At 35.4% G+C, this 26,089-nt stretch carries 23 protein-coding genes and 1 tRNA gene; 12 read left to right on the forward strand and 12 right to left on the reverse strand.

What is annotated here, in order from left to right; genetic code table 11:
- Nucleotides 1–11 precede the first annotated feature (11 nt).
- The 3 genes from gldM (at nucleotide 12) to DG435_RS23805 (ending at nucleotide 3,724) form a co-directional block, all read left to right on the forward strand.
- Nucleotides 12–1,559 carry a gliding motility protein GldM gene (gene gldM / locus DG435_RS23795; RefSeq protein WP_106790759.1) on the forward strand — a complete coding sequence of 516 codons (1,548 nt, stop codon included), beginning with the start codon at nucleotides 12–14 and terminating at the stop codon, nucleotides 1,557–1,559.
- A gap of 19 nt (nucleotides 1,560–1,578) precedes the next feature.
- Complete coding sequence (gene gldN / locus DG435_RS23800; protein WP_024771724.1) at nucleotides 1,579–2,469, forward strand: gliding motility protein GldN; 891 nt, start codon at nucleotides 1,579–1,581, stop codon at nucleotides 2,467–2,469.
- Between the two features lie 208 nt (nucleotides 2,470–2,677).
- Nucleotides 2,678–3,724, forward strand: a complete 1,047-nt coding sequence (locus tag DG435_RS23805; protein WP_106790760.1) for an FAD-binding oxidoreductase — start codon at nucleotides 2,678–2,680, stop codon at nucleotides 3,722–3,724.
- Here DG435_RS23805 and DG435_RS23810 read toward each other — a convergent pair.
- Nucleotides 3,719–4,105 carry a DUF983 domain-containing protein gene (locus tag DG435_RS23810; protein ID WP_106790761.1) on the reverse strand — a complete coding sequence of 129 codons (387 nt, stop codon included), beginning with the start codon at nucleotides 4,103–4,105 and terminating at the stop codon, nucleotides 3,719–3,721. The genes DG435_RS23805 and DG435_RS23810 overlap by 6 nt on opposite strands.
- A 57-nt stretch (nucleotides 4,106–4,162) precedes the next feature.
- Here DG435_RS23810 and DG435_RS23815 point away from each other — a divergent pair, with 57 nt between their 5' ends.
- The 6 genes from DG435_RS23815 (at nucleotide 4,163) to DG435_RS23840 (ending at nucleotide 12,980) form a co-directional block, all read left to right on the forward strand.
- Nucleotides 4,163–6,085 (forward strand): ABC-F family ATP-binding cassette domain-containing protein, encoded by a 1,923-nt coding sequence (locus tag DG435_RS23815; RefSeq protein ID WP_106790762.1) that lies wholly within the window; start codon nucleotides 4,163–4,165, stop codon nucleotides 6,083–6,085.
- A 168-nt stretch (nucleotides 6,086–6,253) separates the two neighbouring features.
- Nucleotides 6,254–7,420 (forward strand): efflux RND transporter periplasmic adaptor subunit, encoded by a 1,167-nt coding sequence (locus tag DG435_RS23820; RefSeq protein ID WP_106790763.1) that lies wholly within the window; start codon nucleotides 6,254–6,256, stop codon nucleotides 7,418–7,420.
- A 2-nt stretch (nucleotides 7,421–7,422) separates the two neighbouring features.
- Nucleotides 7,423–10,650 carry an efflux RND transporter permease subunit gene (locus DG435_RS23825; RefSeq protein WP_106790764.1) on the forward strand — a complete coding sequence of 1,076 codons (3,228 nt, stop codon included), beginning with the start codon at nucleotides 7,423–7,425 and terminating at the stop codon, nucleotides 10,648–10,650.
- Complete coding sequence (locus tag DG435_RS23830) at nucleotides 10,622–11,992, forward strand: TolC family protein (protein WP_234387021.1); 1,371 nt, start codon at nucleotides 10,622–10,624, stop codon at nucleotides 11,990–11,992. Before DG435_RS23825 ends, DG435_RS23830 begins: the two co-directional genes overlap by 29 nt.
- A gap of 542 nt (nucleotides 11,993–12,534) precedes the next feature.
- On the forward strand, nucleotides 12,535–12,717 hold the full coding sequence (locus DG435_RS23835) for a CPXCG motif-containing cysteine-rich protein (protein WP_106790766.1): 183 nt from the start codon (nucleotides 12,535–12,537) through the stop codon (nucleotides 12,715–12,717).
- A gap of 190 nt (nucleotides 12,718–12,907) precedes the next feature.
- Nucleotides 12,908–12,980, forward strand: a tRNA-Met gene (locus DG435_RS23840).
- A gap of 196 nt (nucleotides 12,981–13,176) precedes the next feature.
- On the opposite strand, the gene folE is transcribed toward DG435_RS23840, so the two are convergent.
- Nucleotides 13,177–13,839 (reverse strand): GTP cyclohydrolase I FolE, encoded by a 663-nt coding sequence (gene folE / locus DG435_RS23845; protein WP_106790767.1) that lies wholly within the window; start codon nucleotides 13,837–13,839, stop codon nucleotides 13,177–13,179.
- 10 nt (nucleotides 13,840–13,849) lie between these two features.
- Nucleotides 13,850–14,254 (reverse strand): MerC domain-containing protein, encoded by a 405-nt coding sequence (locus DG435_RS23850; protein ID WP_255409700.1) that lies wholly within the window; start codon nucleotides 14,252–14,254, stop codon nucleotides 13,850–13,852.
- A gap of 100 nt (nucleotides 14,255–14,354) precedes the next feature.
- Between DG435_RS23850 and DG435_RS23855 the strand changes: the two genes are divergently transcribed.
- From DG435_RS23855 to DG435_RS23865, 3 genes are read left to right on the forward strand one after another with little or no spacing between them, the layout of a single operon-like run.
- Nucleotides 14,355–14,987 (forward strand): ATP-binding cassette domain-containing protein, encoded by a 633-nt coding sequence (locus tag DG435_RS23855; protein WP_106790768.1) that lies wholly within the window; start codon nucleotides 14,355–14,357, stop codon nucleotides 14,985–14,987.
- 41 nt (nucleotides 14,988–15,028) lie between these two features.
- A complete protein-coding gene (locus tag DG435_RS23860) occupies nucleotides 15,029–16,186 on the forward strand; it encodes an FtsX-like permease family protein (protein ID WP_159025417.1) in 1,158 nt (385 codons plus the stop codon).
- Nucleotides 16,179–16,622, forward strand: coding sequence for a hypothetical protein (locus tag DG435_RS23865; RefSeq protein ID WP_234387022.1), 444 nt, complete (start codon nucleotides 16,179–16,181; stop codon nucleotides 16,620–16,622). Before DG435_RS23860 ends, DG435_RS23865 begins: the two co-directional genes overlap by 8 nt.
- 97 nt (nucleotides 16,623–16,719) lie before the next feature.
- Here the strand turns inward: DG435_RS23865 and DG435_RS23870 are convergent, their stop codons facing one another.
- The 9 genes from DG435_RS23870 to DG435_RS23910 all read right to left on the reverse strand — a co-directional run bounded on the left by DG435_RS23870 (nucleotide 16,720) and on the right by DG435_RS23910 (nucleotide 26,083).
- The gene (locus tag DG435_RS23870) at nucleotides 16,720–17,802 is read right to left on the reverse strand and encodes a DUF563 domain-containing protein (protein ID WP_106790770.1); all 1,083 of its coding nucleotides are present in this window, start codon (nucleotides 17,800–17,802) and stop codon (nucleotides 16,720–16,722) included.
- A gap of 188 nt (nucleotides 17,803–17,990) precedes the next feature.
- Nucleotides 17,991–18,809: a hypothetical protein gene (locus DG435_RS23875; RefSeq protein ID WP_199852607.1), complete on the reverse strand. Its 819-nt coding sequence runs from the start codon at nucleotides 18,807–18,809 to the stop codon at nucleotides 17,991–17,993.
- Nucleotides 18,810–18,821: 12 nt separating this feature from the next.
- A complete protein-coding gene (locus DG435_RS23880) occupies nucleotides 18,822–19,775 on the reverse strand; it encodes a DUF5829 family protein (RefSeq protein ID WP_159025418.1) in 954 nt (317 codons plus the stop codon).
- A gap of 48 nt (nucleotides 19,776–19,823) precedes the next feature.
- On the reverse strand, nucleotides 19,824–21,236 hold the full coding sequence (locus DG435_RS23885) for an alkaline phosphatase (protein ID WP_106790773.1): 1,413 nt from the start codon (nucleotides 21,234–21,236) through the stop codon (nucleotides 19,824–19,826).
- Nucleotides 21,237–21,490: 254 nt separating this feature from the next.
- Complete coding sequence (locus tag DG435_RS23890) at nucleotides 21,491–21,979, reverse strand: hypothetical protein (protein ID WP_159025419.1); 489 nt, start codon at nucleotides 21,977–21,979, stop codon at nucleotides 21,491–21,493.
- Between the two features lie 47 nt (nucleotides 21,980–22,026).
- Nucleotides 22,027–22,500: a hypothetical protein gene (locus tag DG435_RS23895; RefSeq protein WP_106790775.1), complete on the reverse strand. Its 474-nt coding sequence runs from the start codon at nucleotides 22,498–22,500 to the stop codon at nucleotides 22,027–22,029.
- Between the two features lie 36 nt (nucleotides 22,501–22,536).
- A complete protein-coding gene (locus tag DG435_RS23900; protein WP_106790776.1) occupies nucleotides 22,537–23,961 on the reverse strand; it encodes a DUF3526 domain-containing protein in 1,425 nt (474 codons plus the stop codon).
- A 2-nt stretch (nucleotides 23,962–23,963) separates the two neighbouring features.
- Nucleotides 23,964–25,370, reverse strand: coding sequence for a DUF3526 domain-containing protein (locus DG435_RS23905; protein ID WP_106790777.1), 1,407 nt, complete (start codon nucleotides 25,368–25,370; stop codon nucleotides 23,964–23,966).
- Entirely contained in the window at nucleotides 25,367–26,083 is a 717-nt protein-coding gene (locus DG435_RS23910; protein ID WP_106790778.1) for an ABC transporter ATP-binding protein, read from the reverse strand. Before DG435_RS23910 ends, DG435_RS23905 begins: the two co-directional genes overlap by 4 nt.
- Nucleotides 26,084–26,089 lie beyond the last annotated feature (6 nt).

Raw genomic sequence — 26,089 nt, forward strand, 5'->3', positions numbered from 1 at the left:
CTAAGAAGAATATGGCAGGAGGAAAATTATCCCCAAGGCAGAAGATGATTAACCTGATGTACTTGGTTTTCATCGCGATGATGGCATTAAATATGTCAAAAGAAGTATTAACTGCATTTGGTTTGATGTCAGAAAAATTGACAGAATCAAATGAGTTAGCTACCCAACGAAATACTGGATTTATGGCAGGTCTGGCCGAAAAGGTTTCAGAACAGCCAGAAAAATATACCCCATTAAAAGAAAAAGCAGATCAGATTAGTGTGTTATCTAATGAATTTAATGCATATCTAGATCAACTTAAAGCCGAATTGGTTGACGATAGAGATGATCCTACTGATTATGAAACTATGGATAGGCCAGATAAGCTAGATCAAAAGTTTTTTGAAGGTGGTAAAGTTACTGCCGGAGCTCAGGAGTTTTTAGATAAAATTGCAAAGTATAGAGATGGTGTATCTGCAGCAATCAAAGAAGTGAAAGAAGTTGATGCTTCTGTTGCTGATGATGTGATTAAAACCTTTTCTACTAGTGATGTAAAAGACAGATCTGGAGTAAATAAAAAATGGTTAAATTATAGTTTTGAAGGATTTCCTTTAGTTGCTTCTTTAACTAAGCTTACTCAAATGCAAGCTGATGTTAAAACAACAGAAAGTAAAGTGCTTTCAGCTTTATTAGCTGGACAACAAGCTTCTGAACTTTCTTTTAGTAACTATGAAGCAATCGTAGTTGCAGATAAAACTGCCTTCTTTAGTGGAGAGAGTTTTAAAGGAAGAATCGTTCTTGGACGTTTTGATGCTACGCTTAAGCCAACCAAAGTAATGGTTAATGGTAAAGAGCAAACAGAAGTTACAAACGGACAAATCATGTTAGATTTTCCAGCAGGAAATGTTGGAGAAAGAGATGTGGCTGGAGAACTTCAATTTAAAGAAGGAGATTCTACTGTAACAATCCCTATTAAGAGTTCATATACTGTTATCCCTAGACCAAATTCTGCTGTGATTTCTGCAGATAAAATGAATGTGGTATATCGTGGAGTTAATAACCCAATGACAATTTCTATTCCTGGTGTACCAGCTGTAAATGCTTCTGCCCCTGGACTAAGAAAAATTGGAGGAGCAGGAAAATATATGATGAATGTTACTGCTGTAAAAGCTCGTGAAGTTAATATCAAAGTTAGTGGTAAACTAGCAAATGGTACTACAGTAAGTGATAGTAAGAAATTTAGAATTAAAGGTATACCAAGACCTGTAGGAACAGTACGTGGTGAAGATGGAGCAATCAAAATGGCAAGAAATGCCTTAGAAATTTCATCTGTAGGTGCAATTCTACCAGATTTTGACTTTGATATTAAATTAAAAGTTACTGGATTTAAATTTAAAGTAGAAGGACAGCCAACAGTAAGTGTTCCTGGAGGTAGACTTAATTCTAAAGCAAAATCAGCTTTGCGTAAAGCAAAAAGAGGTTCTTCTGTTCAGATTATTGATATAAAAGCGCGGTTGGCTAATAGCTCTGGATATAAGTTGAAAAAAATATCTCCGGTTATTATTGAGTTAACGAATTAAAAAATAAACTTACGTAGTTATGAATTTGAGAAATTTTGTATTAACCGTTTTTGGTCTATTGATTTCTTCTCTTTCTTTCGGACAGGCAAATGTTTTAAATGCCAACAATCCTGATGAGATAGGAAAGAAAACTCAAGAACAGATTTTATATGACAATGATCGTCCTTTAGAGTACGGATATGTAGATAAACGTGATGTATTGTGGGCAAAAACAACTTGGGAAACTATTGACCTTGATGAGCGAATAAATTTCCCATTGTACTATCCTATTGATACGTTTAATATTGGTGCTAATCGTCGTTCTTTATATGATGTATTGGTAACGAATATCAAAAATGGAAAAATCAAGAATATTTATTCAGATTCATATTTTACTGAGACACGTACTTTTGAAGATCTTCAATCTACAATGTCTAAAATAGATACTACCGATTTAGGATTTGAGCAATATAATGCAGGAGAACAAGTAGATCCTCAATACATTAATAGAAGAGATATTACTTCTGCAGATATTTCAGAATACAAAATAAGAGGATATTGGTATTTTGATAAAAGATTAGGAGAATTAAGATACAGATTGCTTGGATTAGCACCTGTAGCTCCCGATGTTAACTTTATCGATGATGATGAGCCAGATATGGTTGCATTATTCTGGATATGGTATCCTGATGCTAGAGAAATATTTCATAATGCAATGGCATTTAATAGAAAAAATACATCCATGCCGTTTACATATGATCATATTCTTAATGCAAGACGCTTTAATTCTGTGATTTACAAAGAAGATAATATTCAGGGTGACCGCGAAATTAAGGATTACGTTATTGATAACGCCTTAATGCAACTACTTGAAAGTGAAAGAATTAAAGAGAGTATCCGAAATTTTGAAATGGATATGTGGAGTTATTAATGACTTTAGTATTCTTCAATAAATAATAAATAAAACGCCCAACTTTAGTTGGGCGTTTTGTTATTTTTGAACTATGCTAACATGAGTTCGAGGTAATAAAATCACTTTATCTGACGATTTTTTATTAATCGGATTCTTATTTCATACTCACGTTTTATTATTAAGTTATTGACATTGAATATTTTTAATTGCATAAATTCAGAAGTGAATGGTATTAGATTATATTGTTGTAGGATTGGGGTTATCGGGGTTATCTTTTGTTGAAGAATTAGAAAATCATAATAAATCATATATGGTTTATGAAGACTCTTCACAGAAATCATCAAGAGTAGCAGGAGGTCTGTATAATCCTATAATTTTAAAGCGTTTTACCATGGCTTGGCAAGCCTCTGAGCAAATTGAAACAGCTGTCTCTTTTTATAAAAATGTAGAAACCAAACTCAAAAAAACGTTGGTTTCAGAACTCCCAATATTACGCAGATTTAATGCTGTTGAGGAGCAAAACAATTGGTTTGAAGCTTGTGATAAACCAGTTTTAGGAAAGTTCCTTTCTTCAGAATTAATTCGAAATACGAATCCAGCTTTAGATATCCCATTTCATTATGGAAAAGTAAAACATACGGGAAAGATTAATATTGGCAATATGCTGTCTGCCTATGCAAAAAACCTTAAAGAAAACAATACTCTAAACAATGAATCTTTTGAGTATGATAAAATAATCATAGAAGAAGATTGTATTCAATATAAAGATATAAAATGTAAGCATATTGTATTTTCTGAAGGTTTTGGAATAAAGAAGAATCCATTTTTTAATGAGTTACCACTATATGGTAATAAAGGCGAGTATATAATTATTAAGTCTAAAGAGCTTAAACTGCAGGAAGCGATAAAATCTTCAATTTTTATTATTCCTCTGGGGGATGATTTGTATAAAGTAGGTGCAACGTATAACAATCAGGATACATCTCCAGAAATAACAAGTATTGCCAGAGAAGAATTACAAAAGAAACTGGAAAAGTTTTTAAAAGCACCCTATGAGGTGGTAGATCAGGTAGCGGGGATACGGCCTACGGTAAGAGATCGAAGACCTTTGATAGGGACACATAACAAGTATGCTAATATGCATATTTTAAATGGTATGGGTAGTAGAGGGATACTTCTGGCCCCTACTATGGCAAAGGTGTTATACAACCATATAGAAAAAGGAATTTCTTTGGATAAGGAAATAGATTGTAACCGGTATAGTAACCTATGAAGAATGTTCTTCTTTTTTGTAATGCATAAAAAAGTTAATCCAGATATTTCGGGACAATCTTAAAATAACAGGTAAAAAAGCAATCATTGTTCCAGAAATTATAAGAAAAGTCGGAATTAGACCCAACTTAAAAATGAGGTTACTAATCACAAAAGCTGCTACTGCAAAAGCAATCCCTACAGGATAACTTACATACATAGCTCCATAAAAAAAAGAAGGCTCTATTTTATATTTAGTGCCACAATGACTACAGCGTTCCTGCATTTTTAAGGTTTGACTTAATTTATACGGGTTAGATTCCTTGTACATACTTTCTTCCTGGCATACGGGGCAACTACCAGTTATAATACTATAAATTTTTGTTCCTTTTAAGAAGTTCATTAGCGTTTTTATTCTAACGCAAAATTAATCATCTTTGCACAAAATATTCAAAAGCAGATGTTAAACATACATAACTTATCGATTTCGTTTGGAGGGGAGTACCTTTTTGAAGAAATAAGCTTCAGATTAAATGCAGGAGATCGAGTTGGGTTGATAGGAAAGAATGGTGCAGGAAAGTCTACCATGCTTAAGATTTTGTCTAAAGAGCAAGAACCAGATTCTGGTCAGATTGCTATGGATAAAGAGGTGAAGATTGGTTTTTTAAAGCAAGATATAGATTTTGTATTAGGACGTACAGTCCTAGACGAAGCCTATGAAGCGTTTATAGAAATTAAGAAAGCAGAACGAGATATTGATGCAATCAATGCTCAGCTGGCAGAACGCACAGATTATGAAAGTGAAAACTACAACCAGCTAATTACCGATTTAAGCGATCTTACACATCATTATGAAATCCTGGGTGGGTATAACTATCAAGGAGAAACAGAAAGGGTTTTACAAGGCCTTGGATTTGCTCGTGAAGATTTTAATAAGCTTACAGATACATTCTCTGGTGGATGGCGTATGAGAATCGAACTAGCAAAGTTGTTATTACAGAACAACGATATTTTACTATTAGATGAGCCCACAAACCACTTGGATATAGAATCAATTATCTGGCTAGAGAATTTTTTAAAAAATTATGCCGGAGTAGTAGTTATTGTTTCGCATGATAAAATGTTTCTGGATAATGTAACCAACAGAACTATAGAAATCTCTTTGGGACGTATCTATGATTATAACAAACCTTATTCTAAATATTTGGTGCTTCGTAAAGAAATAAGAGAGCAACAACTGGCTACACAAAAGAATCAATCTAAGCAGATAGAACAGACCGAAAAGCTGATCGAGAAGTTTAGAGCCAAAGCTTCTAAAGCTTCTATGGCACAATCTTTAATTAAGAAATTGGATAAGATTGATAGAATAGAAGTAGATGAAGATGATAATGCAGTAATGAATATTAGTTTTCCTATACATGTACAACCAGGAAAAGTAGTTATTGAAGCCGATAGTGTAGGCAAAAGTTATGGTGATAAAGAAATCCTTAAAGATATTGATTTACTGGTAGAGAGAGGATCTAAAATAGCATTTGTAGGTCAGAATGGTCAGGGTAAATCAACATTGGCTAAGATTATCATTGATGAAATTGCATATACAGGAGAGTTTAAGTTAGGTCATAATGTTCAGATAGGATATTTTGCTCAGAATCAGTCAGAATATCTGGATGGAGAATTGACTGTTCATGACACTATGATTCATGCAGCCGATGAAAAAACACGAACCAAGGTTCGTGATATGTTAGGATCCTTCTTGTTTAGAGGTGATGAAGTGGATAAAAAGGTAAAAGTACTTTCTGGAGGAGAGAGAAACCGATTAGCACTATGTAAGATGCTCTTACAGCCTTTTAATGTATTGGTGATGGATGAACCAACAAACCACCTGGACATCAAATCTAAAAATGTATTAAAAGAAGCTTTGAAAAATTTTGATGGAACTCTGATTTTGGTATCACATGATAGAGATTTTCTACAAGGATTAAGTAATACCGTTTATGAATTTAAGAATAAAAAGATAAAAGAATATCTAGGAGATATAAATTTCTATTTAGAAGAAAAAAGAATTAATGATCTTAGGGATATAGAAAAGAAAGATAAACAAGAGAAAATAGCTTCTGATACCAAAGAAACGGCAAAGCAATCCTATCAGGATCAGAAAAAAGTGAAATCACTTAGTAATAAGTTGAGTAATATAGAATCTAAAATCAATAAACTCGAAAGAGAAATTAAAGAAATTGATGTAGAACTGGCGATCAATTACGATCAAACTATTGCGCAGCCCAACTTTTTTGATAATTACCAGGCAAAAAAAGATCTCCTGTCTTCTCTAATGGAAGATTGGGAAACATTACAAGAAGAAATGGATGCATTAAACGATGTATAACGAGTTGTTTATTTTCTCTACTACTTTTATTATCATAACTCTATCGTTAAGCCTATTTATAGTGTAAAAATCTCTCGTATTAACTTTTATGAGTTCTTTAACTGCATCCCAAAGGTGTGGTTGATAGTTTTGTAGCGATTCTACAAAAAGTGTGGTTACAGATATACTATGAGAAAAATTATACTTTCAATCCTTGGGATACTTTTGATTGTGGCAGCTTATTTTGGTGCCAGAACGATAATAGACAGTAAAAAAAGATTTAGGCCCAAACCTGCAAAAGTGATAAAAACTGTTTTTGTAGATACGGTAAAAAACAAAACTATTCCTATACAAATTGCAGCAAATGGTAATTTAACTGCAAAAAGAAGATTAGAACTGTACGCAGAGGTTCAGGGGATTTTTAAAGGAGGAACTCACTTATTTAAAACCGGCCAAAAATATCAAAGAGGGCAAGCATTGATAAGAATTGATGCATCAGAATATTATGCTAGTGTGCAATCTGCCAAGAGTAATTTGTACAATCTGGTAACCTCTATTATGCCGGATTTGCGACTGGATTATCCAGATATTTATGAAAAATGGCAAGGATATCTCAATACCTTTGACATGAGTAAAGCCACACCAAAACTGCCAGAAGTTACTTCAGAAAAAGAAAAATATTTTATAACAGGAAGAAATATTTATACCACCTATTACAATGTAAAAAACCTGGAGCAGCGATTGGCAAAATATACCATCTCAGCCCCTTTTAATGGGGTGCTTACCGAAGCTCTGGTCACCGAGGGAACTTTAATTCGCCAGGGGCAAAAATTAGGAGAGTACATCGATACCAAAGTATATGAAATGCAGGTTGCTATCGGGAAGGAATATGGAGACCTGCTTCGTGTTGGAGAATCGGTAGAACTTTCTAACCTTAATAAAACAAAGACATATACAGGAAAGGTGTCCAGAATTAATAGTAGTGTTAATCAGGCCACCCAGACCATCACAACTTTTATCGAAGTAGCAGATCCTTCTCTTAGAGAAGGTATGTACCTCGAAGCCAATCTTGATGCTAAGAAAGAAGAAAATGCTATCGAAATTGAAAGAGGACTGCTTCAGGAAGGTGATAAGATTTTTGTGGTAAGAGATAGTATTCTTGATATTATAGATGTGCAACCAGTATATTTTTCTGATAAAAAAGTAGTGCTTAAGGGAATTCCTGAAGAGACCATAATTTTATCCAAAAGTGTTCCGGGAGCATATGCAGGAATGCTGATTAAGATCTACCAGGAAAAGAAAGAAAATAATAATGTGCATAGTGATAGTTCTGCTAGTACAGCTAAAAAACAATAGTGATGCGTAAAATTATTGCTTTTTTTATTAAATATCACGTAGCGGTAAATGTGATTGTACTTGCATTTTTTGCATTTGGAGTTGTAGGAGCACTATCTCTAAAATCTTCTTTTTTTCCACTAATTGATTCCAAAAATATCACTGTAAATATTATATACCCAGGAGCTTCACCATTAGAAGTAGAAGAAGGGATTGTACTTAAGATAGAGGATAACTTAAAAGGGCTGGATGGAGTAGAGCGTGTAACCTCAACTTCGAGAGAAAATAATGGAACTATAAATGTTGAAATCGAAAAAGGAAAGAACATCGATTTCATGCTGTTAGAAGTAAAAAATGCAGTAGATCGAGTACCATCATTTCCAACGGGTATGGAACCTTTGGTAGTCGCAAAACAAGAAGCAATTCGACCGACCATCAATTTTTCTATAAGCGGAGATAATATACCATTGGTTACTCTCAAAGAGATTGCAAGACAGGTAGAAAATGATCTTCGTGGGATAGAAGGGATTTCCCAAATTTCTGTGAGTGGCTATCCTGCAGAAGAAATTGAAATAGCCATAAATGAAAAAAACCTATTAGCATATAACCTTAGTTTTAGTGAAGTAGCGCAAGCAGTAAGTAGAGCCAATATTCTAACTACTGGAGGGACCATAAAAACAGACGCAGAAGAATATCTAATCAGAGCAAATAATCGTTCGTATTACGGTAATGAGCTTTCTAACCTGATCGTACGTGCAGATGCTTCAGGAAGTGTGATACGCCTTAAAGATGTAGCAGAGATACGTGATCGTTTTTCAGAAACCGCGAATGCTACCTATTTTAATGGAGATTTGGCTGTTAATGTCGAAATCACAAGCACAAATACAGAAGACCTTATTTCTTCAGCAGAAAAAGCAAAAGAGTATATAGCAGAATTTAATCAGAAGTATAATAACGTACAACTTAATGTGATTAGTGACCGATCTATTACATTGGTACAACGTACAGAACTTCTTACAGAAAATGCTATTATCGGAATGTTGCTGGTACTCACTTTTTTATCCTTATTTCTTAATACACGTTTGGCATTTTGGGTTGCTTTTGGGCTTCCTGTAGCCTTTTTGGGGATGTTTATTTTTGCAGGAACATTTGATGTAACTATAAATGTATTATCCCTTTTCGGAATGATCATCGTAATTGGGATTCTGGTAGATGATGGTATTGTAATCGCAGAAAATATCTATCAACATTACGAAAAAGGAAAAACCCCGGTACAGGCTGCCATAGATGGCACTATGGAAGTAATACCACCCATTATCTCTGCTATTATTACTACAATACTTGCTTTTGGTATTTTCCTGTTTTTAGATGGTCGTATAGGAGAATTTTTTGGAGAAGTTTCTGTAGTTGTAATTCTCACATTAACAGTTTCTTTGATCGAAGCTTTGATTATTCTACCGGCCCATTTAGCACATTCCAAAGCGCTTAAGCCACAAGATTCAAAACCTAAAACGGGGATTGGACAACTATTTGCAAAATTACGATATATCAATACGTTTGGAGATGCTATTATGCGATGGTTGCGAGATAAAATTTATAGCCCGGCATTACGCTTTTCATTGCAAAATAAACTCTTTACGTTTTCGCTTTTTATTGTCCTTCTTGTTCTAACTATAGGTACCGTAGGAGGAGGAATCGTTCGAACTTCTTTTTTCCCTCAGATAGCAAGTGATCGAATATCAATCAATCTGGCAATGCCCAACGGAACCAATGAAAAGATAACGGATAGTATCATCTCTTTGATAGCAGAAAAAGCCTGGGAAACTAATGAAGAACTAACAGAACAGTATTTAAAAGGGCCTGAATATGCGGGTAAGAAATTATTCAAAAATGTGATTACCAATATAGGTCCCGGATCGTCTTCGGCTTCACTAGTCGTTAATTTACTACCAGGAGAAGAACGTCCCGATGCGGTAGGGTCGGCTATGGTTACCGATCTTATTAGTAAAAAAATGGGAGAAGTAGCTGGTGTAGAAAGCCTTGTGTATGGTAGTGGAGGTAACTTTGGAGGAAGACCGGTTTCAGTTTCATTATTAGGGAATAATATAGCAGAGCTGAAAGCTGCTAAAGCTGAGTTAAAAGGAGCATTAGTTAATAATTCATTACTGAAAGATGTTACAGATAATGACCCTGCAGGAATTAAAGAGATTCGCATAGAATTAAAAGAAAACGCATATTTACTGGGGTTAAACCTTCGGGATATTATGACGCAGGTTCGTGCAGGATTTTTCGGGGTGCAGGCACAACGTTTCCAACGTGGGCAGGATGAAATTAGAGTTTGGGTTCGATATGATCGGGATAATCGTTCTTCGATATCTAATCTTGATGACATGCGTATTACTACAATTAGTGGAGAACGAGTACCACTTAATGAAATTGCAACGTATAGCATAGAAAGAGGTGATGTAGCAGTTAACCATCTCGAAGGGCGTCGTGAAATACAGATTTCTGCAGATTTAAAAGATGCAGAAACTACCAGTGCAACAGATATATTACAAGAAATTCGTACGGTGACTATGCCAGAGATTATTTCTAAATATCCAACGGTAACACCATCTTATGAAGGACAAAATAGAGAAGCAGGTAAGCTTTTGGGATCTTTAAGACCTGTGGGGCTTACCGTACTTGCATTGATTTATATAACCATTGCATTTACGTTTAGAAGCTATAGTCAACCATTATTACTTCTGTTACTTATTCCATTAAGTTTACCAGCAGTGGCTTTAGGACATTGGGCGCATAATTTTCCTATCAATATATTATCCATGTTGGGTATTATTGCTCTTATAGGAATTATGGTTAATGATGGCTTGGTACTTATTGGCAAGTTTAATAGTAATCTTCGAGAGGGGTTGAGTTTTGATGAATCAATTTATCAGGCAGGAAGATCACGTTTTCGGGCTATTTTTCTTACCTCACTTACTACTATTGCCGGGTTAGCTCCTCTATTATTAGAAAAGAGCAGGCAAGCGCAATTTTTAAAACCTATGGCTATTTCTATTGCTTATGGGATCGGTTTTGCGACCGTATTAACCCTACTACTGTTACCGTTATTTTTATCGTTTAGTAACAATGTGAAAGTAGGAATCAAGTGGTTAGTTACCGGAAACAAGATTACCAAAGAAGAAGTAGAACGCGCCATTAAAGAACAAAAAGAAGAGAATGAAGAGCATCATGAATTGCAAGAGTAGTAGCATACTAAAATTAGTGTTCTTTCTGTTTTTGATTTCTGGAAATGTAATCAGTCAGCAATTAACAAAGCAGGAAGCTATACGACTTACCTTAGAAAATAACTTTGGGATATTAATTGCTACCAATAACATAGCGGTAGCAAAAAACAATAAAGGAGTTCTTAATTCTGGATATCTACCTACGTTAACTGGTAATGCAGGAGCGAATTATCAATCTGCCAGTAGCACAACATCTTTTGGAGGAGCGATAAACCCCAATACGGGAGAGCCTCGTTCTGATATTGAAATTGAAGATGCAGAAACGCAACGGTATAATGCAGGGTTAAATCTTAATTATACGTTATTTGATGGTTTGGGGCGTTTTTATAATTATAAGAGATTAAAAGAGCAATATAATCTTACAGAATTACAGGCGAGGGAGACTATAGAAACTACGATTTTGCAATTATTCTCTGTATATTATGAAGTAGCCAGGTTGTCTGAAAATAAAGAGATTCTCGAAGAAACACTTCGTATTTCGAAAGAACGTATTTTAAGATCTAATTACCAGTTTGAGTACGGTCAGAATACAAAACTTAATGTACTTAATGCAGAAGTTGATGTTGCTAATGATAGTATTAATTTACTAAATACAAGGCAACAATTAATAAATACAAAAAGAGATCTGAATGTAATTTTGGATAATGACTTAACATATGAATTTGAGGTAGATACGATTATAAAATTTATCCCAAAACTGGAGTTAGAGGAGTATCTATCAAAATCGACAGAGAATAACATAACGCTTTTACAAAATGAAAGTAATATTCGAATTAGCGATTATGATATCAAAGTAAGTAAATCTGGATATTTACCTAGCATAGGATTAACAGGATCATATGGCTGGAATGAAAATCGAAATCCACCTTCAGCATTCTTTCCTGGTAATGTTTCAGATACCTACACACTAGGGGCGGGAGTAAGTCTTACATGGAACCTCTTTGATGGGGGCAATACGATCACAAGAGTAAAAAATGCTAAAATAGCGTTGGATAACCAGGAAATTATAAAAAGCCAAATAGAGAAAGAGGTAAAAAGAGATATTGCCAATGCACTAGGAAATTATGAGAACCGTTTGAATGTATTTGAGATTCAGCAGCAGAATGTAATCACGAATCAAAATAATTTTGAGCGTTCGCAAGAGCGTTTTAAACTGGGGCAAATTACCTCTATAGAATTCAGGCAAGCGCAGATCAACCTGATTTTGGCAGAAACCAATAAGAATTCGGCAAAATACGATGCTAAAATTGCAGAACTTCAGCTATTACAGTTAACAGGACAACTACTTAATATAGAATTTTAACGCGCTACCTTCGAGCTAATGATATAACAAGCAATGTGATACGAAAACGGATCACTCTGAGCCTGCCGAAGAACTAAGGTTACTTCGAGTAATTTTTTGAAGAAAAATTGTATCGAGAAGTAATTATAGATATAAGTTTTTCTTGTCTAGTCATTATACTATAGCAGGTATTTTTATCCAAATACTAAGTTATGATCTCTTCTCTAATGCTAAAAAATTAAGAGTTTTTAATATAGAGGGGGTACTTCATAAGTACCCCCTCCCACTTATAGAAGTAGGGACCCCCTACTTCAAACAGAGGATGGTCCTCTCTCAGAGCTCGGTACCACCTCTCTTTTTACTAGGCTTGTCTTCTGTTTGAAGTACCTCTCGGGGACTTCAGAGGTGGGTATGTGTTGTATTGCAACAAGATACCCCCACTATAGTAAGTACCCCCCACTTATATAAGTACCTTTTTGATGGTTTTATAAGGTTTATTAATAAAAACTGTTAAAATCAAACTCTTGATCACACAAAAGAATAAGAGGTATTATATTTAGTTTATGTTCGAACACTATTTTCAATGTCCATATTGTTGGGAGGAAATATCAATGCTTCTGGATCCTTCTGTACCGTATCAGGCATATGTTGAAGACTGTGAAGTATGTTGTAATCCTATAGAGTTGCATCCACGATTTGAGGATCAGGAATTAGTATCTTTTGAGGTATTGAATCTCGAACAATAACGATAAATAGCTTACTTCAAGGCGGTTATAATATTTTTACTTTTTTTTAATAAAAATAGTGTTGTTTAAATTAAAAATGGTTGTATATTTGCACTCCGATTGCAACAAAGGATTTTAAAGATCTAAGTAGTCGAGAGTTCTTTATAAAATGACATTTACAAATCAGATTTCTGATTTACATAATATACATCGCGGGATAGAGCAGTAGGCAGCTCGTCGGGCTCATAACCCGAAGGTCACAGGTTCGAGTCCTGTTCCCGCTACGAAGAAAAAGCTTCACAGAAATGTGAGGCTTTTTTTATTGGCAACATTTTAGGTAGAGTACCCAAGGGAGCTAAATACAAGTATACTATATATTGGATCTTTTATCTATGTTACATCTAGAAAATTCTATACTGCTATTTCACGGTGTTATAGGGAAAGTTTGAAATCGAAGGATGTATTAACCAATGAAAAAGATTACTCATTATTTTTTTTAATAATTCCCAAAAACTCATTTCGTAGAGAAGGTTCTGTAAATTGACCTCCATACTCAATCGTAGTGGTAAAACTACTTTTATCTTTAATTCCTCTGGAGGAAACACATAAGTGTTTAGCATTTACTACGACAATAACATCCTTGGTTTCTAAAGTTTGTTGTAAGTCTTTTAGGATTTGCAGGCATAATCTTTCTTGAACTTGAGGGCGATGTGAATAATAATCGACTAGCCTGTTAATTTTTGACAATCCTATTACCTTGTTTTTTGGAATATACCCTACATGTGCAGTACCAACTATTGGCAAAAAATGATGCTCACAGGAAGAATCAATAGTAATATTATGTTCTACTAACATTTTTTGATACCCATACTTATTATCAAAAGTTGAAATTTTTGGGCGATTTTTAGGGCTTAAACCATAAAAAAGTTCTTTTACATACATCTTGGCTACTCTGTACGGAGTTCCTGAAAGACTATCATCTGTTAAATCGAGTCCCAACTCTTTCATTATTTCAGAGAAGTGATGTTGAATGTTTTTGATTTTTTCATTATCCGATTTTTCAAAGGCATCCTCTCGCAAAGGAGTTTCTATAGTATTAGAAATATGTGCGTCTCCTATCAATTCTATTTTCTTTCTATTCATTTTACTGGTACTAATTGGTTTTACAGCATTTTTGTTTGCATTGACAGTATTTTAGATTGTAGAAATGTAAAACCACTAATAATAGAGATGCTACAAAAATGAGCGCTTCTGGTAAATAAATTAAGGGAAATTTTTCATTTAGAACAATACCGAATAACAGTAGCCAACTTATCCAAAAAGCATATTTCATTTTGGGTTTTGAAGTGGTTTTAACAGATCTATGGACCGCTATAAAAGAAAATCCTAAAAAAATAATGTCTAAAGACTTCCACCAAGTGGGATGTACATCTTGTAGCAGCACCGAACCAGTATGAGCGATAAAAAGAAATGGAGTGATTAAGCAATGTGCCAAACATAAGCTACTTGCTACAATTCCTATAGTATCTGAGTTATTACGTATGTGAGATATGTTCAAAAGAAAATGTATTTATTTATGTTAGGCAAAGATAGTATTATTTTGTAAATGCAACTTTGTTGCTTTAGTAATATTTACTTATTTTTGGAAAAATCATTTTATGATACGAACCAAATCTCTTCAGTTTGCCTATAGCGATACAAAAAATCGTACTTTTTGTTTTCCAGATATTGATTTGCCTGCGAAAGAAGATATATTGATTTTAGGACCTTCAGGTGTTGGTAAAACGACATTATTACATCTTTTGGCAGGTCTTTTACCTCCTAAAGAAGGAGATGTTTTTATTGCCAATACTTGTTTAAATAAACTTACGCGAAAGCAATTAGACTGTTTCATAGGACAAAATATTGGGCTAATTTTTCAACGCGCTTATTTTATCAAATCTTTATCCTTACTTGAGAATTTAACACTACGTGAGCGACTTTCCAAAAAGAAAAGTGATCGTTATCGAAGAGAAGAATTAATCACGCAGTTAGGACTCTCAGATCTTCAAAGCAAAAGAGTGTATCAATTAAGTGAAGGACAACAACAGCGACTCTCGATTGCCTTAGGGGTTATACATAAACCTAAAGTTATATTAGCAGATGAACCTACATCTAACCTGGATGATACGAATTGTGAAAAAGTTATTTCTCTACTGAAAAAAGAAGCTCAAATCTGTAAAAGTAATTTAGTGATCATAACTCATGATAAAAGAGTGAAATCACATTTTGATAATCATATAATTTTATAAAATTGTTATACCTGGCTTACAAAAATCTGATTTCTAAACCTTTGAATACTATTTTGAGTATTTTGCTATTGTTGTTAAGTATTTCGCTAGCAACTTTTGTTTTGCAAGTAAGAAATCAACTTAACCAACATTTAGAAAATAATACTAAACCATTTGATATGGTTATTGGTGCTAAAGGAAGTCCGCTACAACTTGTGTTGTCTTCTGTTTTACACATTGATGACCCTACTGGTAATATACCATTAGACGAAGCCTTAAAAATTGCTAGAAATCCTATGGTTAAAGAAATGATACCTGTTTCTTATGGAGATAATTATAGAGGATATAGAGTTTTAGGTACGTCAAATGAGTATTTGGCTAAGTATGATGCAACTTTGCAAGAAGGGAGGTTATATGAAAACCCTTTTGAGGTAGTTATTGGAAATGATGTAGCAGAAAAAATTAATCTACAAATAGGAGATACTTTTACCAGTGCCCATGGTTTAGCCGAAAATGGATTAGAAACTCATGATGAGAAACCTTTTATCGTTACTGGAGTATTAAAACCAACAGGAGCGATTATTGATCACCTTATCATTACTAATTTGCAAAGTATTTGGGAAGTACATGAACATAACGATGAACACAATCATCATGAAGAAGAGCACGAAGAACCAAGAGAAATAACCTCTTTACTAGTTAAATTTAGAAATCCTTTTGGGGCTTTGCAAATGTCTAGATTTATTAATGAAAAAACAACAATGCAAGCGGCACTCCCCAAATTTGAAATCGAGCGATTAATGAGGTTTTTAGGAATTGGATTTCGTACAATTAATGGTATTGCTATTGCAATACTGCTGGTAGCTGGCCTTAGTATATTTATTAACTTAATAAAAACGGTAAGAGAAAGAAAACAAGAGTTGGCCTTGTTACGTACCTATGGGGCCAACACTTTTCAGTTGATAAAATTGGTCTTTCTGGAAGCACTTTTTTTATCCCTATTAGGATCCATTTTAGGGTGGTTTTTAGGGAGAATAAGTATCTGGTTTTTTTCAGTTTTTACAGAAAATATATATGGATACCATTTTGTATTTAGCTTTCCTACCAATAAAGAACTACTCATATTAATACTAGTGATTCTAACCACCTTCCTGGCAGCAATTCTGGCCTCATTACCTTTATTTAAATTAAATGTTTCTAAAACAATATCTGATGCATAAAATAGTCTTTCTAATCCTGTTTTTTACAGTAACTAAATTCAATCTATTTTCTCAAGAAAAATTAACTTGGCGCGATTTGGCCGATGTAAAATTTTATAATGTTTACAGTGCAAAGTATGATGATATCTTTCTAAAACCAAGATTCGGGCCTATTATAAAGTCATACCAAGGTGCTCAAATTCAAATTAAGGGTTACTTTTTAGATTTTTCTATTGAAGAAGATGAATTTTATTTGATTTCTAAAAACCCTAAGTCTTCCTGTTTTTTTTGTGGTGCAGCAGGTCCAGAAAGTATTGTTGAAGTTGTTTTTAAACAAAAACCAAAGTATAAAACAGATCAAATTGTAGAGGTTACTGGTATTCTTGAACTTAATACAGATGATGTAGATCACTGTAATTATATATTGAAAGAGGCGACGGGTAGGTTGATAAATTAAAAAAAATAGTAACTTAAGTAAATGGTCTAAACCAATCTCTTGTAGTGTTTACAGTCTTGGTTTTTTAGACTTGGTTAAGTCTTTCCTGTCAAAATTATTATTTAAGCCATGTCATTAATTTATTCAAGAAAACATCCGGAGGCATATAAAAATTACTCTTAAAAATGATAGATGTTGAAGTAATGGTCTGCTCATTATCTGTAGTTGGTAAACCCCTGATACAACTATAACTGTGTGAAAATTGTGATGCCAACCAATAGTAAACGGCTTTATAAAAGTTTCCTGGAAATAATTCAAGTATTTTAACATGCTTATTTTTGCAATATATCATATTCATCAACCCAGCACCATGTAATCCGATAATATGAGTAGCATTGGTAAATAACTTAACTTGTTCTGCAATGGTAAAGTTCTGAGCGTCGATTATTTTAAAATTATTGTTTTGAGCAATGCTTTCAATTTCTAAGGAATTTACTAAACCTCTTCCGTAGACTCCTCGGCGGGTAATAAATATTTTATCAGGAGAAGCAACAGTGTTTTCTTCGTAAGACAATTCATCAAGCAATGGGCGAAAATTTTCATGTTTGCAGGTTATATTTTGAACAAAATAAGTAGCATCTTCAATTTCATAATATTCATTTTTAGCCTGAAATGTCCAATTACGATTGAAGAATTTTGGGCATAACATGTTAAATTGCTGAAAGAAAATACTTGATCTTAATTCTTCAGATACAATAACAGGAATGTCTCGTGATACGTTTAAACGATCAAGTAGTGCTAATCGTCCAACAAAATCATTTAGAAAATGAAAATAGTTCGTGTAATTTTCTGATAACAAAACAGCCTTGTTTAGCTGTACTCTCTTTTGCCGAAAATAATGAGTTTTTGTAATAGTTGGTTTGAACTGGTTAAGCACAAATTGAGCATAAGGGTAAGATTCTGCAATCAACCGAAAATTTTCTGAAAGAGCCCACCCAAAAGTAGGCTCTATAATGCATTTTTCTGTATAAACATATAGAAATTCCTGTTGTTCAACACTAGCCTCTTTTATCATTTGGGTGTTAATTACCGATTCAAATTGATCATATTTCAAATCATCAAACGGCTTGGTTAACACTTGATGTTGTATGTATTTAGACATAACACGCTTAGGTAGAAATTCAAGGGTTGGATTTTCCATGTGATTATTTAATTACATTGTTTCACTTTTTGGTAACTGTAAAAAAATAAATGATAACGTTTTTCATTACCATTAAAAGTCTCGACGTTTAAGAAACGTAAATAGGTCTTTATTCAAATGCGATAATTTTGCATTTCTAAACTAGGAATATCAATGATTTACCCATTCTCCAACAGGTAGCCGTGTTATTATTCTTTTAATAGCACAGTACGAGTAACTTCATTGAAAGGACCAGGAATCAGTGCTCCGGTTTCATCCAACAATTCTAATTGAATACTAACTTCTCCCATTGGAAGCCCTTTGATAATCTGTGGGGCCCATTCTGTAATGATAAATTCTTGACCATTAATAGTAGCACGAACTTTATGCCCATCTTCAGAAAGAGTGGTGTTCAACACAAAAAAATCAAGTAATAAATTCTCAGCATCCTTACCGCTATATTCTCCCTTAGGACGACTGTAGATAAGGGTTGGAGCTTTCATATCTAACCCTAGAGAATCTTGGGGATTGGTACCAACCATAAGTTTTCTAACCACCACCGAGTTTGTATTTTTAACCGATTCATGGTACGAACGGCTTAAAAAAGCAACCAAATGATGCACACCATCGGGGATTTCTTTTTTAAAACGCGGTTCGTAATGCGCTGAGTAGGGCTGATTATCCAAAATAAAATGAATATGTTGTCCTTTGCCCGAATTTGCCAACTTTAGAGAATTTGGCCCCTGGGTTTGAGCACCTAATTCATAATTCTCTAAATTAAACGCAAAATCCATATCACCTCCCTGAGAGATTTTTACGGTTTCGGGTAAACCCAAAGTAAGCGTAGCATCTTTGTAGACCGGAGAGTTTTCTAATTTTTCTATGGTGATCGATTGTTGAATTTCTATAGACTCTTCAACAGATGGGTTTGCAATTTCTTCTTCTGTAACATTTTTCTTTTGTTGTTTACACCCTATTAATGTAATAGATAAGGATAGGATTAGGGTTGTTAAATAGTAAGTTTTCATTTTTATCTGATTTTAAAAGTTATTTTTATGAAGATTATCAAAATTCCATATAGATTCTTTCCCTTTGTTGACGATGATGACATTTCCCAGATTAGTTACACTATCGTCAGATCTATTTAAATGACATCGTATCTGGGTGATTTGGCTATATTCAACCTCATTAGATGTCGTAATTTTTATAATTATATCTCCTCCATCAATACTAAGCATGTGGCCATCTTTTTCTAATAGTTTGCATCCCAGATGATATAATTCTTGTGTAATACGGATGTAATCATCAGTTGTACAAGTCATTGCAATCGATTTTATACCGTTAAAAAGCTTTTGGTTTACGTAGTTAGGCTTTAAAAATGCTTCACGCGAATAAAAAGGATGATGCTTTTGGTAAAGACTATCAAGAAAAATAGGATTATAAAAAGCATACCAGGTATGTAAAGCAGTACCAGGGCTAGGGGTATAAAATGCTTTGAACCAAGTTTCCTTTTGTTTACTTAATTCCATATCTACAGTTTTTGTAGCATTAAGAAACCGAGTGTTTTCTACTTTTAGCTTTGGTTTAACGCCTAAATGAAAATGTTCATCATCATTCTCTAGAGTAAAACCTATGCCACTTTTCCCAACAGGTTCGTTGAATATATTGTTAGGCCCTAAAATTTCAATATAATGTTTATGTCCTCTTAGATAGCACATAGGTGTATCATTATCTATTGGTGCAAAAGAAGGAAGCCCTTTATCTAATGCTCCATAAATTTTGCTCCATTCAGTGTCCTTTGTTAAACTAGAATATGAGAGACTATCCAGAACTATATATAAATGATTCAACATTATCGCAGAAACATGTTTGCCAAAGGCCACATCAATCTTTTCTCGATCAATTATAGATGGGGCGTCTTTTTTTTGCACTTGATCTTTACAGGAAACTGAAAGCATCAAAAGAAAAACATAAAGAGCGATTCGGTTAAACATGATTAAAACTGTATTAGAAGTTACCTTATTGATGATTTGTTTTTTGCCTTAAAATGTATTCTCAACCTCTGCTGCCTCTAACATAAGATAGTGTAGGTCTGTATTTTTTATAAAAGGTTTCAATAAATGGTTTCCCGGACCAAATAGCGCCAATTCTACATAATCTGCGGAGTGGTGCATACTGATCCAGCCTACAGAATTGTGCTTTTTTTGGATTTCAGCCAAAACTCTAAACGGTAAACTTTTAGGATTGTACAGGCCTTCTTCCCTATTAAGAGTGTCATAATAGCTCAATAATAGTTTGGCATCTTCATTAGATAAACCAAATCCATTGGCATACTCCACGCGTTCTCGAACTTGATTTGGCGACGTTTCTTTCCCTATCCCATTCAGGATCCATTCATTGGTATGTTTGTAGTTTTGAATGGAATCAAACTGTTGGTTGGCATTGGATCCATAAATCACCCCGGGGTTGGCATTGCCATGGTCAGTGGTAATGATGACCAGAGTTTCGGTATCCCGTTCCGCAAAATCGATAGCCACTTTAATTGCATCGTCAAAGGCTACTTGGTCATAGATCAGTCCAGCAATATCGTTACCGTGGGCCGCCCAATCTACTTTTCCTGCTTCTACCTGTAACACAAAACCTTCTTGATGTTCCTTTAAGGCATTTATCGCCTTTTGTGTCATTTCTGCAAGAGTAGGGACACTTTCTAAGAGTTCCCGGTTACTCTCCCTATCTTTGGTATAAGGAAGCCCATTATCGGTAAAAACACCCAAAAGAGGCTTGTTATTTGGAGCCATTAACATTTCATTACGGTTTTGAACTACATGGTAGCCCTTCTCCATAAAGGCTTGGTACATATCTTTTTTGTCCTTCCGCTTTTCTGTTGAAAAGTAATTATTCCCGCCTCCCATTAACAGGTCAAAACCCTGTTCGAGATATTTTTCGGCAATCAAGGCTTGGTCATTCCTTGATTTTTGGTTGATACAAAAACCGGCCGGTGTAGCATGGGTTATGGGTACAGTAGTAACACACCCGGCTTTTTTACCTGCCATCTTGAATTTTTGCCAAATAGGAAGGTGAGGTTCGCCATTAACACCAATATTAATACCTCCGTTTCTGATTCGTGCCCCACCGCCCCAAGACGAACTTGCCGCAGCAGAATCAGTTACGATGGAGCTGGCAGAGGCCATATCCATCAAAGCACGTGATACTTTGTTTTCTTTATAAAGTTGTAACCAATTACTGCCTTTTCCAGTTTTTCGATCAAGATAGAGATCCGTCATATTCAAGGTACCTGTACTCATACCATCACTAACGAGCATGATGATGTTTTTGGCCTTTTTGTTTTTCCGAACCCGATCCCATTGAGCGGCCTTAATAGACTCATATGGAGATAATATTGCTGCACCAAGGGCAGTAAGCGTTCCGTTTCTAAAAAAATGCCTTCGGTTCATTGCGATATGATATTATTTTGTTTAAGCTTTATTTTCATTGATTTTAAATTTCAGTTTTAGATTTTCTATTTTCAATGACTTAAGTTCAAAAAAGTCGGGTTTATCTAATTTCTCATCAATATCCAATACCTATCATCGAAATAATGATAGGTATTTGGAAGCAGGAAGTTGTCTATCTCGTTTTGTATAGCAAAGAGAATCTTCATCCAAAGGAAAAAGACTAAAAACATGAGTTTTTCATTTCATATCGTTTTTTAATTAGTCATCATCCCATCAAATAATTTTGCTCTATTTAAAACATCTCCAGTAGTTGTAAAGCTTTTATTGGAAGGTTCATAAACAAGATTATCTACACCTATCCCATTACGTAGCAATCCTACCCCTAAAACTTTAGTATTAAGAAGACGTTCTCTTTGCTGGTCTAGGTGTTCGCCTATAATCATTCTCGATTTTAAGAAAGCGCCTTTCTGTCGTTCTATCCTGGGAGCAATACCAGTTTTCAATTGCGCCAAAGATCGCTCTACAGGAAGGAGCATTGGCGTTTGCCAATCGAGCAATGCCCCTTGGTAGAAATCCCCATCAGCCTTGGCAACCAATGTGATATAATCTATTCCCTCTTTCCTTATTAGTTTATAAAGGTTATATTGAGTAGGCTCATCAAACTCAAGAACAACCCCCAGGGCGGTGTAAAAAAAAGAATTCCCTTTATACCTTTCCCTGATCACGGGTTCTATAAAATCCATAGGGCAAACCAGAAAAAGGGTTTTTTCTTGCCGTTTACCGAAAAAAATCATACCGATGCCCCAGGATTATAAGGTAAAGAGGAATGATGAACGTCTATCTTTAATTTCCCAGAAGAATCAAGAGTATAGCCAAAGGTATATTCAACCTTGACCTCTTGCCCATCTAGGTCAGTAAAGTAATAGTTGCCCATGGCCAAAGCTCTTTTTTCTTCGAGTATCATAACCTCGTTTTCAAAACGTACCTTGGTCCAGGGTTGAATAGCAAAACCTCCATCCTCTGGATATTGATCGTTTCCTGCAATAAAATACGAAAGTGCTCCTTCCTTATCAGGTCTAAATTGAATGATCGATGTTTTGGTAGGCTTGAACAGGACCTTTTTTTTATCAAAAGCATAGCGTTCATCCAGAAAATTGCTTGTAAAACGCTCACATTCCTCTCTTTGATCTTTTTTAGCACCGATCTCGACAACTCCGTTGCCCCATTCCATTTGTGCTTTTTGTACTTCTTCTTTAGTAATCATTATTATTGTTGTATTTAAAAATTGAACATTATTTTCTTAATTGAGTATGCCTTTTGTTTTTAGACGCTTGGAGCTGAAAATTCCAAAGCCAAAAAGGACGGCAGATATCAGATAAAGCGTTAAAGCGACTGGAACCAATTGATATGAGGCTGGGCTATATTGAAACTTTGGTAATGTAGTATAGTCCTTTTGTGTAAACTCTTTATTATTGTAAAGAAGGGGTACAAAATATTCCCGCCAATTTCCTGCAAAGGCCATGACCTGTTTTCGGTAACTTTCGTAGTCTTCTGTAGAAGTTCCTGCCAAATGGTTGAATGACTCCTGAACAGTGATTGCCGGAGATATCCATTTGAATTTATCCATCCAGTCTTGTTGTTTTCTCAATTGGTTCTCAAAAGAGCTTACTACGGGTTCTAATTCTTCTTTGACCAACTGTTGCGAAGCCATATACCTGTGCCAAAAAGACCTCCTTTGAGAAGTGTCATTAATCGCATACTCTGGGTGGTCACGTAGATAATTGTCAAGGATTTCGTCCTGTTTTTTGGTGATTTCTGCTTTCACTTCACGCATCTCATTGACCATAAGGGTACGCGATGGCATAGGATAAAGGGTACTTCCTAGTTGATTTAATACAGAAGGAACCAGTAACACAAACAATACCCAAAGCCCGAGCATAGCTACCGCATTTTTGGCCGAACTGCCTACCCATAGGTTGACCAAAAAAGCTAAAGTAAACCAAAAGAGCATATATCCCAATACCAAAGTAAGTAGCCCTAAAACTAGATTCCTTTGACTTAGGATGTCAATACCGATAATAAGAAAAACAAGCATTAAAGCTGCAATGACCAAAACCGACATCCAGAAGAAACGCAATCCCAGTTTTTGCATTACCCAATTGGGAATACCAATGGGTTGTGCGGCCAGTAATCGGAGGGCACCACTTTCTTTCTCGGCAGAAAGCACGTTATAGGAAAAAGCAATGATCAAAAGAGGAAGTAGATAGACAATCACAAACGCCAAGTCAAAACTGCCGAACAACAATTGCACAGGACTGGTCATTTCGGTAAAATTTAGGGCAAAATCATCGCCTGTTGCCGTTGGTTTTACAAAATGAGTAAAAAGATCTGCCTGGCCCGTTGATACAAATGCCATAGGCTGGGGATCCATGGTGGCTACACGGGGATGATAATTTCCTACAGCCATTGGGCTTGTGGGTAGAGTCCACCGAGAAGCACTTACTTCCATCCCACGTTGTACCGAGTCGAGAAGTTTTAACATTTCGGCATCACTTTCCCGTAATTCTTCTTGTGCCTTTACAATGACATTTTTACGCTTGTCTACTTTTTGTTTTCCATTAAAGACAGAAAAACCGAAGAGAAGCAATAATATCAAACTCAAGAGCTGTATCCATCGGCTACGGAGCAACAGCTTTAATTCATATTTAAAATTGTAACTGAACATACTTATAAATTTTTAGGAATGAAAAAAAGAAATCCAAAAGAGCCTAAGAACCAAAGTCCTATGACCATAAGGTTGGAAGTGTTTTGCTCTAGAATGGTTCCAAGTTGAGGAGGAGTGTAGTCAAAGTCAGGTAGCTGTTCCCAGGTTTCGGCATCTGCTTGGTATCCCCAATTGCCATATTCTGAGTTTTTAGCAAAATTACCATTCAAAAATTCTTGAGTAGCGATGCGATAGTCCTCTGCAGCATCGGAAAAATCCCAATGTGTGGCATAATCGGTCTGGGCAATGGCCATACTCAAAAATCGGGTAGGAAGATAAGGGGAGAGAAGTGCCAAATTCCTGTATACATCCGACTGCTGCTCATATTGATTCTTGAGATGATTATAGTGTTTTAGATAGATCTTTGCCTGGTGTTCCTCGCCTTTTTGCATTCTATAGGCATCATAGTTAAAGGGAAGCTTAGATAAGCTATCCACACCGTATTCTTTCAATATTCTTTCCTCTAGAAGTTTGGCCTCCTTGTTCCAGGGATTATGACCATCGAGCCCGGATTTTTTGTCTTTTAAGACATTGGCAGTAAATTCTTGTCGTGTTGGGTAAGGATACTTGTTTTCGGCAAAGTTACTCGCCGCTTTTGGTGCTGCCAAACAGGCGATGATCCAAATACATAGGGACACTACGAGCGAGATACCTGATTTTTTAGTTTTGATAGAAATCAACAGTACCAAGTTGATAAAGATAATATAGTAAACTACATATACCACAAACAATGAGAACAATGATTCCCATTTGAACACCCCAAAATCTTGCAAATTGGATAATAGGATACCTGCCACCAAGAACAGAATAGCCGTAATCAACAATATAGGAAAGAAAAGTGCCATCCATTTTCCCCAGATCCATTTCCATTGGGAAATGCCCTGACTCTTGAGCAATGTTAAGGTACCCATTTCACGTTCTTTGGTGAAACCGTTATAACCCAGAAGAACAATGAGCAGGGGAATGATGAAAAGTAACATAAAATCTGGTGTCAAATCTCCAAAGCGAGCGAGACCTGTTTGATCTGCTGCTGCGCTGAATTGTGCTTCGTTGCGTTTATGAGCTTCCAGAAAAATAGAGGTACCTGTATATTTATCTACACCTTGGTCTACTAATGAAAGAGGATATTTAGGTTTAAAGGCATAAGTACCATAATGTGCTGCAGAATGTGGGTTCTTTTTACCTTGATTGTCCCAAACCTCACGTTCTGCCGTTTTAGCAGTCGAGTACTGTGCGTTTACATTTTGGTATTGTTGAGCACTGATCCATACCGCCACACTTAATAAAAAGAATACGATAATTAAAGAGATGCGAACGCGACCGTCACGCAACAATTCCTTGGTTTCCTTAAGAAAAGTTTTTGTTATCATGATAATATTTCTTTATAGTCCATGGTATCGAGATATACCTTTTCTAACTCGGCAAGGGAAATATCGTCTGACACAAATTGTTGCCGTAATTTGCCATCTTTCATGATACCTATATGAGTGGCTACTTCCTTGGCATGAAAAAGGTCGTGTGTTGCCATCAGAGTGGCTATACCCTTTGACTTTAACTTACGCAACAGCAATCCGAACTCATTGCTGGCCTTGGGATCAAGACCAGAAGTGGGTTCATCCAACAGCAGGACTTTGGCATCTTTGGCCAAGGCGATAGCGACTCCTACTTTTTGACGCATACCTTTAGAAAACGCGGCGATACGTTTGTCAAAGGCTTCCGTTTGTAGTCCCGCTTCTTCCAAAAAACCTTTTAATTCTTTTGTCGAAAGCTTCTTTCCTGCTATTCCAGAAAAATAATCGAGATTTTCCAAAGCAGTTAAGCTTGGGTAAAGCATCAGATTCTCTGGGATGTAAGCTAGGAAACGCTTGGTTGCCTTGGGATTTTCCTGTACGTCTATTTGGTTAATAGAGGCATTGCCCGAGGTTGGTGTCGTAAAACCTAGTAAGAGGTTGATTGTTGTAGTCTTTCCGGCACCATTAGCTCCTAGAAGGCAATATATTTCACCTTCTTTGATTTGAAGGTTCAATTGGTTCAGAGCAACGTGTTCACTGTATTTCTTTGTAAGATTGTTAATATTGATCATAATACT

This window comes from Aquimarina sp. Aq78 (genome assembly GCF_900299525.1).
In the GTDB taxonomy this organism is placed as follows: Bacteria; Bacteroidota; Bacteroidia; order Flavobacteriales; family Flavobacteriaceae; genus Aquimarina.

Coding starts and splice junctions, on each gene's coding strand:
- DG435_RS23825 (WP_106790764.1), top strand. CDS start 7,423: ATGCGTAAAATTATTGCTTTTTTTATTAAATATCACGTAGCGGTAAAT.
- DG435_RS23875 (WP_199852607.1), bottom strand. CDS start 18,809: ATGAAAACTTACTATTTAACAACCCTAATCCTATCCTTATCTATTACA.
- DG435_RS23815 (WP_106790762.1), top strand. CDS start 4,163: ATGTTAAACATACATAACTTATCGATTTCGTTTGGAGGGGAGTACCTT.
- DG435_RS23855 (WP_106790768.1), top strand. CDS start 14,355: ATGATACGAACCAAATCTCTTCAGTTTGCCTATAGCGATACAAAAAAT.
- gldN (WP_024771724.1), top strand. CDS start 1,579: ATGAATTTGAGAAATTTTGTATTAACCGTTTTTGGTCTATTGATTTCT.
- DG435_RS23870 (WP_106790770.1), bottom strand. CDS start 17,802: ATGGAAAATCCAACCCTTGAATTTCTACCTAAGCGTGTTATGTCTAAA.
- DG435_RS23880 (WP_159025418.1), bottom strand. CDS start 19,775: ATGTTTAACCGAATCGCTCTTTATGTTTTTCTTTTGATGCTTTCAGTT.
- DG435_RS23885 (WP_106790773.1), bottom strand. CDS start 21,236: ATGAACCGAAGGCATTTTTTTAGAAACGGAACGCTTACTGCCCTTGGT.
- DG435_RS23905 (WP_106790777.1), bottom strand. CDS start 25,370: ATGATAACAAAAACTTTTCTTAAGGAAACCAAGGAATTGTTGCGTGAC.
- DG435_RS23865 (WP_234387022.1), top strand. CDS start 16,179: ATGCATAAAATAGTCTTTCTAATCCTGTTTTTTACAGTAACTAAATTC.
- DG435_RS23910 (WP_106790778.1), bottom strand. CDS start 26,083: ATGATCAATATTAACAATCTTACAAAGAAATACAGTGAACACGTTGCT.
- DG435_RS23810 (WP_106790761.1), bottom strand. CDS start 4,105: ATGAACTTCTTAAAAGGAACAAAAATTTATAGTATTATAACTGGTAGT.
- DG435_RS23890 (WP_159025419.1), bottom strand. CDS start 21,979: ATGGATTTTATAGAACCCGTGATCAGGGAAAGGTATAAAGGGAATTCT.
- DG435_RS23895 (WP_106790775.1), bottom strand. CDS start 22,500: ATGATTACTAAAGAAGAAGTACAAAAAGCACAAATGGAATGGGGCAAC.
- folE (WP_106790767.1), bottom strand. CDS start 13,839: ATGAATAGAAAGAAAATAGAATTGATAGGAGACGCACATATTTCTAAT.
- DG435_RS23900 (WP_106790776.1), bottom strand. CDS start 23,961: ATGTTCAGTTACAATTTTAAATATGAATTAAAGCTGTTGCTCCGTAGC.
- DG435_RS23820 (WP_106790763.1), top strand. CDS start 6,254: ATGAGAAAAATTATACTTTCAATCCTTGGGATACTTTTGATTGTGGCA.
- DG435_RS23805 (WP_106790760.1), top strand. CDS start 2,678: ATGGTATTAGATTATATTGTTGTAGGATTGGGGTTATCGGGGTTATCT.
- DG435_RS23835 (WP_106790766.1), top strand. CDS start 12,535: ATGTTCGAACACTATTTTCAATGTCCATATTGTTGGGAGGAAATATCA.
- gldM (WP_106790759.1), top strand. CDS start 12: ATGGCAGGAGGAAAATTATCCCCAAGGCAGAAGATGATTAACCTGATG.
- DG435_RS23830 (WP_234387021.1), top strand. CDS start 10,622: ATGAAGAGCATCATGAATTGCAAGAGTAGTAGCATACTAAAATTAGTG.